Annotated in this window: 14 protein-coding genes; 5 read left to right on the forward strand and 9 right to left on the reverse strand. The window is 59.5% G+C overall.

Going from position 1 to position 15,493, the window contains the following annotated elements; genetic code table 11:
- The first annotated feature begins 24 nt into the window (after window positions 1-24).
- A complete protein-coding gene (locus MO767_RS03575) occupies window positions 25-234 on the forward strand; it encodes a hypothetical protein (RefSeq protein WP_046044971.1) in 210 nt (69 codons plus the stop codon).
- Here MO767_RS03575 and MO767_RS03580 read toward each other — a convergent pair.
- Complete coding sequence (locus tag MO767_RS03580; RefSeq protein ID WP_282479435.1) at window positions 176-1,138, reverse strand: LysR family transcriptional regulator; 963 nt, start codon at window positions 1,136-1,138, stop codon at window positions 176-178. The genes MO767_RS03575 and MO767_RS03580 overlap by 59 nt on opposite strands.
- 190 nt (window positions 1,139-1,328) lie before the next feature.
- Here MO767_RS03580 and MO767_RS03585 point away from each other — a divergent pair, with 190 nt between their 5' ends.
- Together MO767_RS03585 and oadA are read left to right on the forward strand one after the other, a co-directional pair.
- Window positions 1,329-2,744 carry an acetyl-CoA carboxylase biotin carboxylase subunit gene (locus MO767_RS03585; RefSeq protein WP_008156643.1) on the forward strand — a complete coding sequence of 472 codons (1,416 nt, stop codon included), beginning with the start codon at window positions 1,329-1,331 and terminating at the stop codon, window positions 2,742-2,744.
- Window positions 2,745-2,755: 11 nt separating this feature from the next.
- Window positions 2,756-4,564, forward strand: coding sequence for a sodium-extruding oxaloacetate decarboxylase subunit alpha (gene oadA, locus MO767_RS03590; RefSeq protein ID WP_282479436.1), 1,809 nt, complete (start codon window positions 2,756-2,758; stop codon window positions 4,562-4,564).
- 78 nt (window positions 4,565-4,642) lie between these two features.
- On the opposite strand, the gene MO767_RS03595 is transcribed toward oadA, so the two are convergent.
- From MO767_RS03595 to MO767_RS03605, 3 genes are all read right to left on the reverse strand, one after another.
- On the reverse strand, window positions 4,643-6,886 hold the full coding sequence (locus tag MO767_RS03595; RefSeq protein ID WP_282479437.1) for an autotransporter domain-containing protein: 2,244 nt from the start codon (window positions 6,884-6,886) through the stop codon (window positions 4,643-4,645).
- Between the two features lie 221 nt (window positions 6,887-7,107).
- On the reverse strand, window positions 7,108-7,944 hold the full coding sequence (locus MO767_RS03600) for an amino acid ABC transporter permease (RefSeq protein ID WP_046044976.1): 837 nt from the start codon (window positions 7,942-7,944) through the stop codon (window positions 7,108-7,110).
- Window positions 7,941-8,762: an ABC transporter substrate-binding protein gene (locus tag MO767_RS03605; protein WP_282479438.1), complete on the reverse strand. Its 822-nt coding sequence runs from the start codon at window positions 8,760-8,762 to the stop codon at window positions 7,941-7,943. The genes MO767_RS03600 and MO767_RS03605 overlap by 4 nt, the downstream gene beginning before the upstream one ends.
- Window positions 8,763-8,874: 112 nt before the next feature.
- Here MO767_RS03605 and MO767_RS03610 point away from each other — a divergent pair, with 112 nt between their 5' ends.
- Window positions 8,875-9,774 carry a homocysteine S-methyltransferase family protein gene (locus MO767_RS03610; RefSeq protein WP_282479439.1) on the forward strand — a complete coding sequence of 300 codons (900 nt, stop codon included), beginning with the start codon at window positions 8,875-8,877 and terminating at the stop codon, window positions 9,772-9,774.
- Window positions 9,775-9,866: 92 nt separating this feature from the next.
- Here the strand turns inward: MO767_RS03610 and MO767_RS03615 are convergent, their stop codons facing one another.
- From MO767_RS03615 to MO767_RS03625, 3 genes are read right to left on the reverse strand one after another with little or no spacing between them, the layout of a single operon-like run.
- Window positions 9,867-10,538, reverse strand: coding sequence for a GNAT family protein (locus MO767_RS03615; protein WP_282479440.1), 672 nt, complete (start codon window positions 10,536-10,538; stop codon window positions 9,867-9,869).
- A gap of 17 nt (window positions 10,539-10,555) precedes the next feature.
- Window positions 10,556-11,002: a GNAT family N-acetyltransferase gene (locus tag MO767_RS03620; protein WP_282479441.1), complete on the reverse strand. Its 447-nt coding sequence runs from the start codon at window positions 11,000-11,002 to the stop codon at window positions 10,556-10,558.
- A 9-nt stretch (window positions 11,003-11,011) separates the two neighbouring features.
- Entirely contained in the window at window positions 11,012-11,635 is a 624-nt protein-coding gene (locus MO767_RS03625; protein WP_282479442.1) for an FMN-binding negative transcriptional regulator, read from the reverse strand.
- Window positions 11,636-11,725: 90 nt separating this feature from the next.
- Here MO767_RS03625 and MO767_RS03630 point away from each other — a divergent pair, with 90 nt between their 5' ends.
- Window positions 11,726-13,276, forward strand: coding sequence for a PLP-dependent aminotransferase family protein (locus MO767_RS03630; RefSeq protein WP_282479443.1), 1,551 nt, complete (start codon window positions 11,726-11,728; stop codon window positions 13,274-13,276).
- A 22-nt stretch (window positions 13,277-13,298) separates the two neighbouring features.
- On the opposite strand, the gene MO767_RS03635 is transcribed toward MO767_RS03630, so the two are convergent.
- Both MO767_RS03635 and MO767_RS03640 read right to left on the reverse strand, forming a co-directional pair.
- The gene (locus MO767_RS03635) at window positions 13,299-14,414 is read right to left on the reverse strand and encodes a polyamine ABC transporter substrate-binding protein (RefSeq protein WP_282479444.1); all 1,116 of its coding nucleotides are present in this window, start codon (window positions 14,412-14,414) and stop codon (window positions 13,299-13,301) included.
- 12 nt (window positions 14,415-14,426) lie between these two features.
- Window positions 14,427-15,458, reverse strand: coding sequence for a histone deacetylase family protein (locus tag MO767_RS03640; RefSeq protein ID WP_282479445.1), 1,032 nt, complete (start codon window positions 15,456-15,458; stop codon window positions 14,427-14,429).
- Between the last annotated feature and the right edge of the window lie 35 nt (window positions 15,459-15,493).

Genomic DNA, 15,493 nt, shown 5'->3' on the forward strand with positions numbered 1-15,493 from the left:
CGTAATCGCCTTGGGAGACTCGAAATGGCCCAGCCCTACGAAGAACGCAACAGCGCCGCCAGAACCCGTCGTCAGCAGGAAGACCAGCGCCGCATGGAATTTCGCCGCGCTATCGAAGATCGCTGCGAACGTCGCCAACTGCTGGCCGAGATCGGTGATTTCCCTGAGCTGGAGCTCAACTACTGGCAGGCGGCACCGGCAACTTCCCGTCGAAACGCTCAACCAGCGCGCTGATCTGCACCCGCTCGCTGCGAATAAACGCAAGGAACGCGTGCGCCACCGGTGACAGCCGTTTTGCCTTGGCTTGCACCAGGCACCAGCTGCGGTATAGCGGCAGCTCTTCGACGGGCAACTCGATCAATCCGCCGGTCGCCAACTCAAGGTTCAGGGCGTGACGCGTCAACAGCGCCACGCCCAGCCCCGCCAGCACACATTCACGCTGGGCTTCGGCTGACGAGACTTCCTGGGTCTGGTTGAAGTGCACGCGCTTCTCTTTGAAATATTCTTCGCATGCCAGCCGAGTCCCGGAGCCGAGTTCGCGCATCAGCAGTGTGTAGGGTTCAAGATCCTGCAAACGCAGCGGGCCCATGTGGCACAGCGGATGATTCGGTGGCGCCACGGCAACGATCGGGTTGTTGAGGAACGGCAAGAACTCCAGCCCCATGTCCTGCGGCACCATGGACATGATCACCAAATCGTCGCGGTTGTCCGACAGTCGTCGAATTACCTGCCCGCGATTGACCACCGTCAGTTGCAGATTCACTTCCGGATGCTGGCGCTTGAACGCGGCAAACAGATGCGGCACGAAATACTTGGCGCTGGATTCCACCGCCAGTTTCAGCTGGCCTTGCAGCGATCCCTGCATGTCTGAAAGCTGCATGTCGAGGTTTTCCAGGCGCCCGAAAATGTCCCGGCTGGCGCGTTGAAGGGCCTCGGCTGCCTCGGTCATGTAGAGCTTTTTGCCGACGTAATCGAACAAAGGCTGACCAATCAGCTCCTCAAGTTGACGGATTTGTAGGCTCACGGCAGGTTGTGTGAGAGACATTTCGTCAGCTGCGCGGCTGTAGGACCGCAAATCACAGACCTCATTGAAGATCTGTAATTGACGTAATGTCATACGCATCAAGGACTTACGCATTTTATAGGTGCTCTCACCGCAGGCTGATGAGGCAACTATAAGTCTTTACTTATGGCTGACCCAATAATTAATCATTTTTGTTAATCCCTTGTGGGGGCTAGTGTGGAGCCGCGACTGAATCGAAACATTTGGTCACGCGTCGACCTGGTCTAGCAGGTCGTGGGTACCACCGGCTCAAGGGAACCTCCAAGTGATAAAAAAGATCCTGATCGCCAACCGTGGTGAGATTGCCGTACGAATCGTACGTGCCTGCGCCGAGATGGGCATTCGCTCGGTCGCGATCTATTCCGACGCCGACCGCCATGCGTTGCATGTGAAGCGCGCGGACGAGGCCCACAGCATCGGTGCCGAGCCACTGGCCGGCTACCTGAATGCGCGCAAGCTGGTGAATCTGGCGGTAGAAACCGGTTGCGATGCGCTGCACCCCGGCTACGGTTTCCTCTCGGAAAACGCTGAACTGGCAGATATCTGCGCCGAGCGCGGCATCAAGTTCATCGGTCCATCGGCTGAAGTGATTCGCCGCATGGGCGACAAGACCGAAGCCCGTCGCAGCATGATCAAGGCTGGCGTACCCGTCACCCCGGGGACCGAAGGCAACGTCGCGGACATTGCGGAAGCCTTGATCGAAGGCGACCGCATCGGTTATCCGGTGATGCTCAAGGCGACTTCCGGTGGCGGCGGCCGTGGTATCCGTCGCTGCGACAGCCGGGAAGAACTTGAACAAGCATTCCCTCGTGTCATTTCCGAAGCCACCAAGGCCTTCGGTTCGGCGGAAGTGTTCCTCGAAAAATGCATCGTCAATCCGAAACACATCGAAGCGCAGATCCTCGGCGACAGTTTTGGCAATGTGGTGCACCTGTTCGAGCGTGACTGCTCGATCCAGCGCCGTAACCAGAAGCTCATCGAGATCGCCCCGAGCCCGCAACTGACCCCTGAACAGCGCGCCTACATCGGCGATCTGTCGGTGCGCGCAGCCAAGGCCGTGGGTTATGAGAACGCCGGCACCGTGGAGTTCCTGCTCGCCGAGGGCGAGGTGTACTTCATGGAGATGAACACCCGGGTGCAGGTGGAACACACCATCACCGAAGAAATCACCGGCATCGACATCGTTCGCGAGCAGATCCGCATTGCTTCCGGTCTGCCGCTTTCGGTGAAACAGGAAGACATCCAGCACCGCGGTTTCGCGCTGCAATTCCGGATCAACGCCGAAGACCCGAAAAACAACTTCCTGCCGAGCTTCGGCAAGATCACCCGTTACTATGCCCCCGGCGGCCCCGGCGTGCGTACCGACACGGCGATCTACACCGGCTACACCATTCCGCCGTTCTACGACTCCATGTGCCTGAAACTGGTGGTCTGGGCGTTGACCTGGGAAGAGGCGATGGACCGTGGCTTGCGCGCCCTGGACGACATGCGTCTGCAAGGGGTCAAGACCACCGCCGCGTACTACCAGGAAATCCTGCGTAACCCGGAATTCCGTAGCGGCCAGTTCAACACCAGCTTCGTTGAAAGCCACCCAGAACTGACCAACTACTCGATCAAGCGCAAACCCGAAGAGCTGGCCCTGGCCATCGCCGCCGCCATCGCCGCCCACGCAGGCCTGTGAGGAATAGAACAATGAGCAAACAAATCTACGTTACCGACACAATCCTGCGCGACGCCCACCAATCGCTGCTCGCGACCCGCATGCGCACCGAAGACATGCTGCCGATCTGCGACAAGCTCGACAAAGTCGGCTACTGGTCGCTGGAAGTCTGGGGCGGCGCGACTTTCGACGCCTGCGTACGTTTTCTCAAAGAAGACCCGTGGGAGCGTCTGCGCCAACTGCGCGCGGCGTTGCCTAACACTCGCCTGCAAATGCTCCTGCGTGGCCAGAACCTGCTGGGCTACCGCCACTACAGCGACGACGTGGTCAAAGCCTTTGTCGCCAAGGCCGCGGTCAACGGCATCGATGTGTTCCGCATCTTCGACGCCATGAACGACGTGCGTAACCTGCGCGTCGCCATCGAAGCGGTGAAAGCCGCCGGCAAACACGCTCAAGGCACCATCGCTTACACCACCAGCCCGGTGCACACCATCGAGGCGTTCGTGGCGCAAGCCAAGCAGATGGAAGCCATGGGTTGCGACTCGGTGGCGATCAAGGACATGGCTGGCCTGCTGACTCCGTACGCCACTGGCGAACTGGTCAAGGCATTGAAATCCGAGCAATCGCTGCCAGTGTTCATTCACTCGCACGACACCGCTGGCATGGCCACCATGTGCCAACTCAAGGCCATCGAAAACGGCGCCGATCACATCGACACCGCGATCTCGAGCTTCGCATCGGGCACCAGCCACCCGGGCACCGAGTCGATGGTTGCCGCCCTTAAAGGCAGCGAGTTTGACACCGGCCTGAACTTGGAGCTGCTGCAAGAGATCGGTTTGTACTTCTACGCCGTGCGCAAGAAATACCACCAGTTCGAAAGCGAATTCACCGCCGTCGACACCCGCGTTCAAGTCAACCAGGTACCGGGCGGGATGATTTCCAACCTGGCCAACCAGTTGAAAGAGCAGGGCGCCCTGAACCGCATGGGCGAAGTGCTGGCCGAAATCCCCCGCGTTCGTGAAGACCTCGGCTTCCCGCCACTGGTGACCCCGACCTCGCAGATCGTCGGCACCCAGGCGTTCTTCAACGTGCTGGCCGGTGAGCGCTACAAGACCATCACCAACGAAGTGAAGCTCTACCTGCAGGGCGGCTATGGCAAAGCGCCGGGCACCGTGAACGAAAAACTGCGTCGCCAGGCCATCGGCAACGAAGAAGTGATCGACGTGCGTCCGGCCGACCTGCTCAAGCCGGAAATGACCAAACTGCGTGCCGAAATCGGCACAGTGGCCAAGTCTGAAGAAGACGTGCTGACCTATGCCATGTTCCCGGACATCGGGCGCAAGTTCCTCGAAGAACGCGCGGCCGGCACCCTGACCCCGGAAGTGCTGTTGCCGATTCCTGAAGCCGGCAGCGTGGCCTCGGCCGGCGGCGAAGGCGTGCCGACCGAGTTCGTCATCGACGTCCACGGCGAAACCTACCGCGTCGACATCACCGGTGTCGGCGTCAAGGCTGAAGGCAAGCGTCACTTCTACCTGACCATCGACGGCATGCCGGAAGAAGTGGTGTTCGAACCGCTCAACGAATTCGTCAGCGGTGGCAGCAGCAAGCGCAAGCAAGCCACTGCACCGGGCCACGTCAGCACCACCATGCCGGGCAACATCGTCGACGTGCTGGTCAAGGAAGGCGATACCGTGAAAGCCGGCCAGGCCGTGCTGATCACCGAAGCGATGAAGATGGAAACCGAAGTCCAATCGGCCATCGCCGGCAAAGTCACCGCCATCCACGTGGCCAAGGGCGACCGGGTGAACCCGGGCGAAATCCTGATCGAGATCGAAGGCTGAGTTAACAGCCTCGATATACCGCTTTAAACCTCGGGGGGGCATGTGCTCCCCTTTTTTTTTGCCCCGGGTTTTTGGCTGTTAGAAACTCATTCGCCACTGACCCGTGACGCCGTGGTTTCGGCTGTCGGTGCCAATCTCGCCAGTGAGACCGACGCCCAGGGTGTGTTTTGCTGACAATCCAAGGTCCAGCCCTGCATCGACCAGCAGACTGTCACGGTCCAGTGGCGCGCCGGAAACGGTGAAGTTTTTTCCGCCCGTCACCAATCGTTGACGGGTATCGCTGTAGACGTCCCCGTAAGTGTGTTTCCAGCCGGCACTGAACCGCGGCGTCAGTTGCATGCCGTTATCCAGCGTGTTGAGCTTCGCCAGCCGCAGGCCGAATGTGCTGTTCAAATTGTTCTGCGTTTGACCGTGTACTTTCAGCGCCGCTGCGCCACCTTTTTCCGTGTAAGTGTCGCGCTTATAGCGTTGGTAGCCCAGGCTGGCAAACGGTTCGATGCTGACGTTGGCCCGGCCCAGGTTGTAACCCAATTCCGCAAAGGCCTGCTGGGTGTTGGCATCGTAACGGCCTTCGGGGCGGTCGCTGAAACCTTTGAAGGCAACGCGGCGTTTAGTGCTGCCGTCGTGGCTGCTATAGGTCGCGCCCAGGCGCAGGGACATTGGTCCGTTTTGACGTAGGGCATAAGCTCCCAAATGCCAGCTGTCGAGATCGCCGTCGAGTCCTCGGCTGTCCAGGCGCGTTTCGGATTTGCCACTCATCAACCCGATGCGCCATTCCTCATCGATGCCCCAATCCGCTCCCAGTACCAGGCCTTGGGTTGTGTGTTTCAGAGCGTCGTAGTCGCGATCCAGCGTCCCGCCGTGACCCAATGCTTGAAGCCAGACCCGGCCATTGTCTTCGTTGCCGGCGGCCAGGCGTGGTGCATTGCGCCTGGTGGAATTGCTGTAGCTACTGGCGCTGTCCAGCTGACGCATGGCCGAGAGCATGGTCCCGCTGATTGGGCTGTCACTGTTCAGGGTCGCTTTTGCAAGGTTGGCGTTGTTGCCGCCAGCCAGCTGTTCGATGGCAACAGATGCCGTTTGTTTGTCAGCGCTGAGCATGGCTGCGACAGCAGCGTTTGTGGGGCTGGATGCCTTTGGCACTGTTGCGACAGGATTGGCCGCTGGGGGTGGCGTTGCGGCTGGCGAATGTTTTTCAGCGGTAGTTGTCGGTGTGGAGACCGGGACGGATGTGTCGGTACTTGCCGGTGGATTCGGGGCTTCCGCGACGGAGGGTGCTTGAGGTATGTCCGTTGGCTCTTCAATGCTTTGGGCGGCTTCCCTCCCGTTATCCGTGATTGCGACAGCATCCAACGGCACATCGTTACGCACGAGGATCAGACCGACTTTCTTTTCCTGGTAGTCGAGCTTGGGCGTTAAAAAGGCAAGGTTGTTGAGAACTTTCCCAAATTCCCCTTCGACTTTATTGGCAACAAGGATGTTGTTTTCGCTGATTAGCGGGTAGTCACCCGGTGCTGCAACGATGTTCAGTGTGGCGCCGCCAAGGCTGGCGGTGCCATCGACTATTATCGTTTCACTTTTGCGGTCGGCATTGACCTCGTAGGTTAGCTCGGCAGTTTTTGAGAGATCCAAGTTACCGTTAACTTTCGGTGCTCCGTGCAAACTGTCTACAGTAAGCTTTCCGTTTACCTTCAGGGAACCGGTTAAACCGTTGCCCGCAAAAGCGCCTTTTTCATGGATAACGACGTCGCCTTCGATAGTTCCCGGGTTGTGCAGGGTGCCTCCTGATTGCACGGTCGCTCCGCCGCCAATCTTCCCGTTGTTGACAAGCGTTCCTTGGGTCAGCGCCCCACCTTGGATATGCCCATTATTGATTAGCGTTGCTTTTGAACGTATCAAGACACCGGTATTGAAATCACCGGAACCATTCATGGTCCAAGTGCTTCGTTTGAGCTCCAGGCCTTCAAAACGACGACTCTCGCCTAACGTGCCACCGCTCGCAGTATCGAGTTGCAGGAAGTTGACACCGTCACCACCGTCGATCAATCCGGAAAGGACTCCTCGGCTGGACACAATGACCAGATCATCTCCATCGCCGAATGTCCGATCAACACCATCCGCTGCTTTGCTGATGGTGGTTTTGTTGGTGGCGGGATCATTTATAAATGCGTCCAGCGCCGCCATGAGCTGCTCTGGCGACTCATCCGGTGGTGCGGTGGTATCCGCGGAGATCTGCTGAGCCATCGAAAATTCAGCGCAACCCACTGCAAGCGCAATGGCCAGTGCCAGGTGTTTTGGTCGGTGTTTGTGTTGAACAGGCATCGAGTACGGCCTCTTTTGAAAGGAGGCCAAACTCTAAGAGGCAGGCTATAGGTACCGATGTCAGCTGCTTCCCGCAGGCTTGCGGGGGTTGTCAGAAGGTTGTGTAGAAAATTGCCCGCCTCCTGAGGAAGGCTGTTTTTACCCGATCTGGCTGACGCTTTTTCTTACAACAAATCGAGACATGGTCGGCTATCGCAACTCGAAAACTCATCTGCCTTTCACTAACTACGGCTCAAATACGCCTTCCCATAATGCCGCTCCATCCGCGCCTGAATCAGCTCCAACCCAATCGACATCACCCAATAAATCACCGCCGCTGTCGTCAGCATTTCGATGTAGCGATAGCTCGAACGCCCATACGATTGCGCCAAAAACATCACCTCCCAAACCCCCATCACCGAGATCAGCGACGAGTCTTTGAGCATCGAGATGAATTGGTTGGTGGTCGGCGGGATGATGGTGCGCATGGCCTGGGGCAGGGTGACGCGCCAGAAAATCACGGTTTCGCGCATGCCCAAGGCCAGGGATGCCTCGCGTTGGCCGTGGGGGACGCCGAGGATGCCGGCGCGGAAGATTTCGCTGAGGTACGCGCCGTAATTTAGCGACAGGGCAATGATGCCGGCGGCGATGGCACCGGGCACGATGCCGAGTTGTGGCAGGCCGAGGTAGATCAGCAGGATCTGGATCAGTAGCGGTGTGCCACGAAAGAACGAGGCATAGAAGCTCGCAATCCCGAAGGCCACGGCGCTTTTCGACAGCCGTGCCAGGGCGGTGATGAAGCCCAGAAGCGAGGAGGTCACGATCGAGCACAGGCACAGAAACAGCGTCAGCGCCGCGCCCTGCAGGAAGCCGTTGGGCGCCAGGTGCAGGCCGATCAGGTTCGGCAGTTTGTCGAGGATGATCGAGAACTTCAGGTCGAAGCTCAGGAAGAAGCTGGCGAACAATCCGAGCATCGCTGCCCAGGTCAGGTACAGCCGCGTGCGGAAACCGAAGATCCGTTGTAGCAGCGACTCAGCCACCGGTTGCGGCGGCTGGGGAGGTTTTGGGAAAGAAGTCATTTACTGATGTCGGCACCGATCCATTTTTGCGAGAGCTTGCTCAACGTACCGTCCTGTTTCAGCTGAGCGAAAACGTCACGCACTTTGGCGTCCCACTGAGCGTCGCCCTTTTCAATGGCCACCGAGTTCGGCTCTGAGTACAGCGGCTCGCCGGCGAGCTTGAAGCGCTTGTCTTCGGTCAGGCGCGGCTGGGCGGTGACAAGGTTGGTGAGGATCGCATCCAGTCGAACGCCAGCGCCCAGGCCGAGGTCCTGGAAGGCCACATTGTCGGTGTCATACGGCGCGATCTGCACGTCCTCGAACGGGTACTGCAATTGAGTGTCTTCGGCGCCTTCGATCACCAGGTTCTTGTTCAGGTAGCTTTCGTAGCTGGAGGCACTGGTGAGGCCGACTTTTTTGCCGCTCAGGTCCTTGGCGCTGTGGATGCTGTCGTCCTTGGCGTTGACCACGATCACGGCTGGCGAGGCGTAGTACTCGACCGGGAAGTCGAAGACCTCGGCGCGGGCCTTGCTCGGGGTCATGGAGCAGATGCAGATGTCGTAGCGCCCACTCCAGCGGCCGGCCGCGATCACGTCCCAGGACGGGATTTCGAGGCGCAGTTTGACGCCCAGTTTGTCTGCCACGGCCTTGGCCACGTCGACGTCGAATCCATCGAGCTGGTTCTGATCATTGAGGAACGAGAAGGGTGGATAGCTTTCCATCAACACGCCCACCAGTTCTTTTTTTTGCTCGACACGATCCAGCGTCGCGCCGCCAAAGGCTTGGCTGGAGGCAGCCAGAATCGTCAGGCCCAGGGCCAGTAGTGGTTGGAATTTCACAGTCGATCCCTGATAAAAAAGTGGTTGTTATTAACCGGATGGTGCGTATTAAATAGTTATAAGAGCGACTCTGATAGTGAGTTATTTTCATAAGCTTATGAGTGAAAAGCATATGGGCGCAGCAAGCACAGTAATTCTGGATGGCGGCATGGGTCGTGAGTTGCAGCGGCGAGGCGCGCCGTTCAGGCAGCCCGAGTGGTCGGCGCTGGCCTTGAGCGAAGCGCCACAAGCGGTAGAGGCGGTGCACTCGGCTTATATCGAAAGCGGTGCGAATGTGATTACCAGCAACAGTTACGCGGTGGTGCCGTTTCACATTGGCGAAGAGCGTTTTGCAGCCGAAGGGCAGGCGCTCGCGGCGTTGGCCGGTGAGCTGGCTCGGCGCGCTGTAGAGGCTTCGGGCAAAGCGGTGCGTGTGGCCGGCTCATTGCCGCCGCTTTTTGGGTCCTATCGTCCGGACCTTTTCGATGCTGTTCGGGCGACTGAATTGTTGGCGCCGCTGGTGAAGGGGCTCGCGCCTCATGTCGATCTGTGGCTGGCGGAAACCCAGAGCTCAATCGTTGAAGCGCGAGCGATCCACGCCGGTCTGCCAACGGACGGCAAGCCGTTCTGGCTGTCGTTTACCCTGAAGGATGAGGACACGGACGAGGTGCCGCGCTTGCGTTCGGGTGAGCCGGTGGCTGAAGCCGCCGCCGTGGCGGCTGAGCTGGGCGTCGAGACGTTGCTGTTCAACTGCAGCCAGCCGGAAGTGATCGGTGCTGCGATTGATGCCGCGCGGGAGACCTTCGAGCGTTTGGGGGTGAAGATTCACATCGGCGCTTACGCCAATGCCTTCCCGCCGCAACCGAAAGAGGCCACCGCCAACGACGGTCTGGACCCGTTGCGTGAAGACCTTGATCCGCCGGGTTATTTGCAGTGGGCGGCTGATTGGAAAGAGCGCGGCGCCAGTCATTTGGGCGGTTGCTGCGGGATCGGGCCGGAGCACATCGCGGTGCTTGCCCAGAAATTAGCGTGAAGCCAATCGCGAGCAAGCTCGCTCCCACAGGTTCAACGCAACCCATGTGGGAGCGAGCTTGCTCGCGATTGCGTCCGTTCGGGCGCCGAAGATTACCCGCGGCACTCCGCCAGGGTTTTCACCTGCCCAGATTCCGTCTGGTTCTCATCGGACAGCCAGCGCTCAAATCCCGCCCCGATTGCCGGCCATTCCGAGTCTAGAATCGAATACCACGCCGTATCCCGGTTCTGCCCCTTCACCACCATGTGCTGGCGAAAAACCCCTTCAAAACTGAACCCCAGACGCTCGGCCGCGTATTTGGAGCGGGCGTTGCCGTTGTTGCACTTCCACTCCAGGCGTCGGTAACCCAAGGCAAACGACTCTTTGGCGAGCAGATAAACCGCCTCGGTGCTTTTCGGCGAGCGCTGCATCGGCGCGCCAAACGTGACATGGCCGATCTCGATCCGACCTTGAGAAGGAACAATCGACATCAAACTGAGGATGCCCTGCACATCGCCGCTGGCACGGTCGATCACGCTGAAGAAGTACGGGTCGCTATTGGCCGCATGATTGTTCAGCCAATCGTTGAACGCGCTGCGCTCCGGGAAAGGACCGTAAGGCAAATAGTCCCAGAGTTTCGGGTCGGCACCCGGTCCTTGCAGAGCCTCCCACAAACCGTCGGCGTGACGCGCCGGGTCGAGTTTTTCCAGGCGGATGAAACGCCCTTCGATGGTTTGAACCGACGGTGCCGGAACGCCTTTCCAGTCGGCGAGTGAAATCGACATGCTGCTCTCCTTGAACCTTAAATGGCTTTGCGAAACTGGATGAAACCGGGGCGTTCGGCAATGCGCTCATAGAGCTGAATCGCAGTGGCATTGGTTTCGTGGGTCAGCCAGTGGACCTTGCAGCAACCGTCCTCTTTGGCTGTCGCGTAAACGAATTCGATCAACTGTCGGCCGACGCCAGTGCCTCGGGTTTCAGGCGTTACCAACAGGTCTTGCAGGTAGCAGGAGTTTTCGATGCTCCAGTTCGAACGATGGTAGATGAAGTGCACCATGCCCACCGCTTTGTCATCGGCCCAGGCCAGCGCGGCATGGGTCGGTTCGCTCGGGTCGAGCATGCGCTGCCAGGTGCTTTGGGTGACGGCCTCAGGCAGTTCGGTGTTGTAGAAACGCAGGTACGCTTGCCACAAGGGTAACCAGGCGGCGTGGTCGTCGGCGGTGACCTGGCGGATGTCGATCTGACTCATGTTCGTTCCTTAACGCATCAAGTGGGCGAGGGCCTGGTCGTGCACATCAGGGCTGGCGGCAAGCCCCTCGCGCACACCGGCGATGTCTGCAGCGTTGCGGTTCTGGCTGAGCTTGCGTTTGCCTTCCAGGCGCTGGATCGGCAAGGCAAAACCGACGATGGCCTTGAGCATCCCGTCAATGTAGTCGGCGGGGGCATCGGCGACTTTCCATGGACTGGCGCGACCCGCTTCATGACGATCAGTCAGCGCGCTGACCAGAGTGAGCAGGCGATCGGCGTCGGTGAACACTTCGGCCGTGCCGTACGCATGCACGGCGACGTAGTTCCAGGTCGGCACGACTTTGCCGTGCTCGGCTTTGCTCGGGTAAAACCCCGGGCTGACGTAAGCGTCGGCACCGGCAAAAATGACCAGGGCTTCGGCGCCGTTCTGCAGTTCCTTCCATTGCGGATTGGCCTTGGCAAAGTGTCCATAAAGGGTGCCATTCGGGCCCTGGTCTGAGCTCAACAGCAGCGGCAAATGGCTGGCTTGCAGGCCTTGTTCCCCGTGTGTGACCAACACAGCGAGGCGGGTACCGAGTATCTGCTGGTGCAGTTCATGCAAATCATCTATGGCAAAGCTGCTTGGCGTGTACATGGAGATTTTCCTTGGCGAATGCCTGCATCCTAGGCAGGCTATTGGTCTGTTGTAAGAGCCATTAACGACCAATTTCATAGGTCCATTGCCATGACCAGCGAGCCACTGTCCTTGTCATTCAACCCGGCCGGTATCGAACTCGATCGCCGTCAGGGTTTGAGCCGTCAGCTCTATCAAGCCTTGCGGGTGCGAGTGCTCGACGGTCGGCTGGCCAGCGGTACGCGATTACCGGCCAGTCGCGATCTGGCGGCGGCGTTGTCGATTTCCCGAAACAGCGTGGTCCGGGCCTACGATCAGCTCTACGCCGAGGGCTTTATTGAAGGACGCGTGGGTGACGGGACGTATGTCGCGCAATTGCCTCAATCAGTATTGCCGGTAAAAAAACTATCCACAAAAGTATCCACAGGGTTGTCAACAGGGTTACCCACAGCCTTATCCACAAATTGGCTGGATTTACCTGAGGTTTCATCCAGCAAAGTTATCCACAGCGGTGCGCTCGGGCGCGTGGAAAAGAACCATTTGGCCTTGCCGCCGAGTGGTCCGCCCCGCGCCTTTCGCGTGGGAGTTCCGGCTTTCGACCTGTTTCCTTTCGAGGTCTGGGCCAAGCTGAATGCGGCTTTCTGGCGTAAACCGGATCTTCAGCAGTTGTGTTACGGCGATCCTGCGGGCGATGCACGATTACGCGGTTTGATTGCCGCGTATCTGCGCAGCTCCCGGGGGATGCAGTGCACGGCTGAGCAAATAGTGATCACCAGTGGCGCACAGCAGGGGATTAGCCTTTGTGCACAGCTGCTGGTAGAGCCGGGCGATGGCGTGGCGATCGAGAATCCGGGGTATCGGGCGGCGGGTCATGCGTTCGCCGTGGCCGGTGCGCGATTGCACGGGGTGGCGGTGGACAGCGACGGCATCGACTGCACCGAATTGAACGGGCTCAACGATTGTCGATTGGCCTATGTCACGCCGTCGCATCAGTACCCGACCGGGGTGGTGATGAGTCTGGCGCGGCGGCTGGAGTTGTTGGCTTGGGCCGAGCGAACCGAGGGTTGGATCGTCGAGGATGATTACGATGGCGAGTATCGTTACAGCGGCGCGCCACTGGCACCGCTGGCTGCGCTTGATCGTCACGGGCGGGTGCTCTACGTCGGCACGTTCGGCAAAGTGGCATTCCCGGCATTGCGCCTGGGCTATCTGGTGCTGCCACCGTCATTGGTAGACGCTTTCGCCCAGCGTCGCGCGGTCGATGTGCGCCACTCCGAGGTGAGCACCCAGGCCGTCATGGCCGAGTTCATGGCGGCCGGGCATTTCCAGCGGCATATCCGCCGCATGCGCCGCGCCGCGTTGAGTCGCCGCAATACTCTTCTGGCCAACTGGCCCTCGGATATTTCCGGGGTTGGCAGCCTGCCGAGTGTGGCGGCTGGGCTGCACCTGGCGGTGGCGGTCGACACTCAGGCCCGCGAACGCGAACTGATTGAAGCCGCCGCCAGTGTCGATGTGGAGATCAACGGCCTGAGCAGTTACTGGTTACCGGATTCGAGAAACACTGTGGATCAACGCGCCGGGTTGGTGCTGGGCTTTGCGGCGGTGCCCGAGGCGGCGATCAGCGCAGCGCTCGGGCGATTGCAAAAGGCTTGGCGTCCCTGAGGTCGAAGACTTTCGTCAGGTTTCAGGTCCCGGACTTGATCTTGGTCCAGGCCCGGGTCCGCGCCCGTTCGGCATCACGGGGCAGCGGTTGCAGGGTGTAAAGCGTGCTCATCGCCGTTTCGGTGGGGTACAGATTCGGGTTGTTGCGGATCGCCGGGTCGACCAGTTCTGTGGCGTCCTTGTTCGGGTTCGGGTAACCGACGAAGTCGCTGACCGGTGCAATCACCTGCGGCTGCAACAAGTAGTTGATGAAGGTGTAGGCGTCTTCCGGGTTCTTCGCGCCTTTCGGGATGGAGAGCATGTCGAACCAGATCGGCGCGCCTTCTTTCGGCAGGCGCATGTCGACGATCACGCCGTTCTTGGCTTCCTTCGCGCGGTTGGCGGCCTGGGAGAAGCTGCCGGAATAACCGACCGCGACGCAGATGTCACCGTTGGCAATGTCGGCCATGTACTTGGAGGAATGGAAGTAGGTGATGTACGGACGAATCTTCATCAACAGCGCTTCAGCCTTTTCGTAGTCCGCCGGCTTCTTGCTGTTGGGGTCCAGGCCGAGGTGTTGCAGGGCCAGCGGCAGAATCTCCGACGGCGAGTCGAGTAGCGCGACGCCGCACTGCTTGAGCTTGCTGATGTTCTCTTCCTTGAAGATGAGGTCCCAGCTGTCCACCGGTGCGTTGTCACCCAGGGCGGCTTTGACCTTGTCCGGGTTGAAGCCGATCAGGATGGTGCCGTACATGTAGGGCACGGCGAATTTGTTGCCCGGATCGTTGCCTTCCAGCAGCTTCATCAGCTTGGGATCGAGGTGGTTCCAGTTCGGCAGTTTGCTGCGGTCCAGTGGCTGGAACACACCGGCCTCGATCTGCTTGGCGAGGAATACGTTGGACGGCACCACCACGTCATAGCCGGAGTTACCGGTCAGCAGCTTGGCCTCCAACGCTTCGTTGGTGTCGAAGATGTCGTAGACCAGTTTGGTCTGGGTGTTCTGGGCCTTGAAGTCTTCCAGCGTTTTGGGGGTGATGTAGTCGAACCAGTTGTAGACGCGCAATGTTCGCTCTTCAGCATGAACGGCACCACTGAGCAATGTGGCGCACAGTACTGTGGGGAAGAGTGCGGGCGCGATAAAACGCTTGAGACTGATCATTGTTCTAATTCCTCATTGGGCGCTTTCAAAACCTTCGAGAACGTTCACGGCATTGATGCCGATTTCTTCTACCGCGTAGCCGCCTTCCATCACGAACAGCGTCGGCTTACCGAGGCCGGCGATGCGCGCGCCCATGGCCAGGTAATCCGGGCTGTCGAGCTTGAACTGGGAGATCGGATCGTCCTTGAACGTATCAACGCCCAGGGATACGACGACGATATCGGCGCCGTACTTTTCGATCTCTTTGCAGGCTTGTTCCAGCGCGGCGCTCCAACTGTCCCAACCGCTGCCGGCGGGCAAAGGGTAGTTGAAGTTGAAGCCTTCGCCGGCCCCTTCACCCAGCTCATCTTCGTAGCCGAGGAAGAACGGGAACTCCGCTTCCGGATGACCATGGATCGAGGTGAACAGCACGTCGCTGCGCTCATAGAAAATCGATTGAGTACCGTTGCCGTGGTGGTAGTCGACGTCGAGGATCGCGACTTTTTTATGGCCCTGATCGAGGAACGCCTGCGCGGCGATGGCGGCGTTGTTGAGGTAGCAATAACCGCCCATCAAATCGCTGGCGGCGTGGTGTCCTGGTGGACGGCATAAGGCGAAGGCACTGCGGGCGCCGCGCTGAATGACGGCTTGCGCGGTCAACGCGACTTGCGCCGCACTGTATGCCGCTTGCCAGGTACCGGCGGTAATCGGTGCGCCACCGTCGAAGCTGTAATAGCCGAGCTGGCCGTGCAGGCTGGTGGGCATGATCCGGCGCAGGGTGCGGGCTGGCCAGGTGTAGGGCAGCAAGTCGCCGTCGGTGCCGAATTCGGTCCAGCGCGTCCAGGCACCTTTGAAGAAGTCGAGGTAGTCGCGGCTGTGGACGCGCGCGATCGGGTCGAGGCCGAAATCCTGGGGCGCCTCCACAGGGCCGAGGTCGCGGTACTGCACGCGCTGCAGAACATGGTCGGCCCGCGAGGGCATTTCGAAGCAGGGCATCAGTTGCCCGTCCATCAATTCGCAACGGCCGTGGTGCAGGTGGTGATCGTCCGAGTAGATCGTCAGCATTTCTTGTTCTCCGCAGGCTGATTCGGTTGAACACA

It is taken from the genome of Pseudomonas sp. UYIF39, assembly GCF_029963765.1.
Taxonomy (GTDB): Bacteria; Pseudomonadota; Gammaproteobacteria; order Pseudomonadales; family Pseudomonadaceae; genus Aquipseudomonas.